General features: G+C 56.5%; 1 rRNA gene (cut by a window edge). It reads right to left on the bottom strand.

Annotation, left to right across the window (positions count from 1 at the left end):
• A 23S ribosomal RNA gene (locus ACWEJ6_RS54260) occupies window positions 1–1,687 on the bottom strand; it reaches 1,448 nt to the left of the window's first position.
• Window positions 1,688–1,738: the final 51 nt, after the last annotated feature.

The raw sequence follows: 1,738 nt of genomic DNA, 5'->3' as shown, positions 1-1,738 counted from the left end.
CGCCCTACATGCTTACCCCAGGACTACCATCGCCTGGGCTGGACTACCTTCCTGCGTCACCCCATCGCTTACCTACTACCCGATCGGATCGAGCGTTCACTCTGACCCCAAGCCCGAAGGCTTTAGGCGAGTTAAGGACTCTTAGCATCACGAGGTTCGATATGGGCGCGTTGAAGCGGGTACGGGAATATCAACCCGTTGTCCATCGACTACGCCTGTCGGCCTCGCCTTAGGTCCCGACTTACCCTGGGCGGATTAGCCTGCCCCAGGAACCCTTGGTCATCCGGCGCGAGGGTTTCTCACCCTCGATTCGCTACTCATGCCTGCATTCTCACTCGCACAGCCTCCACAACTAGATCACTCTGCTGCTTCGCCGGCTGCACGACGCTCCCCTACCCATCCAGCCCCGAAAGACTGAATGCCACGACTTCGGCGGTGTGCTTGAGCCCCGCTACATTGTCGGCGCAGAATCACTTGACCAGTGAGCTATTACGCACTCTTTCAAGGGTGGCTGCTTCTAAGCCAACCTCCTGGTTGTCTCTGCGACTCCACATCCTTTCCCACTTAGCACACGCTTAGGGGCCTTAGTCGGTGATCTGGGCTGTTTCCCTCTCGACTACGAACCTTATCGCCCGCAGTCTCACTGCCACGCTCTCACTTACCGGCATTCGGAGTTTGGCTGACGTCAGTAACCTTGTCGGGCCCATCGGCCATCCAGTAGCTCTACCTCCGGCAAGAAACACGCGACGCTGCACCTAAATGCATTTCGGGGAGAACCAGCTATCACGGAGTTTGATTGGCCTTTCACCCCTACACACAGGTCATCCCCCAGGTTTTCAACCCTGGTGGGTTCGGTCCTCCACCCAGTCTTACCTGAGCTTCAACCTGCCCATGCGTAGATCACTCCGCTTCGGGTCTACAGCATGCGACTCAAACGCCCTATTCAGACTCGCTTTCGCTACGGCTCCCCCACACGGGTTAACCTCGCCACACACCATAACTCGCAGGCTCATTCTTCAAAAGGCACGCAGTCACATCACACAGAAGACAAGCTCCTGTACGCTCCTACGGCTTGTAGGCACACGGTTTCAGGTACTATTTCACGACCCCTCACCGGGGCACTTTTCACCTTTCCCTCACGGTACTCGTGCACTATCGGTCATCAGGGAGTATTTAGGCTTACCAGGTGGTCCTGGCAGATTCACACAGGATTTCTCGGGCCCCGTGCTACTTGGGATCCCCTCAAGAAGCCTTCAAGATTTCGCCTACCCGGCTCTCACGGTCTACGGCAGCCCTTCCCAGAGCTTTCGACTACCTCAAAGGTTTATCACTTCTTGTGGCTTCGGCAGAAACCACCAGAGGGTCCCACGACCCCGGACATGCAACGCCTGCCGGCTATCACACACGCCCGGTTTAGCCTCATCCGCTTTCGCTCACCACTACTCACGGAATCACTGTTGTTTTCTCTTCCTACGGGTACTGAGATGTTTCACTTCCCCGCGTTACCACCAACCGCCCTATACATTCAGGCGGAGGCAACACCACATGACTGGTGCTGGGTTTCCCCATTCGGACATCCCCGGATCAACGTCTGGTTGGCGACTCCCCGAGGCTTAACGCAGCCTCCCACGTCCTTCATCGGCTCCTGATGCCAAGGCATCCACCGTGTGCCCTAAAAAACTTGGCCACAAAGATGCTCGCGTCCACTATGCAAATCTCAAACAACAAACAGCAACCG

This window comes from Nonomuraea sp. NPDC004702 (assembly GCF_053601695.1).
This window is presented reverse-complemented; position numbering and strand designations above follow the sequence as displayed.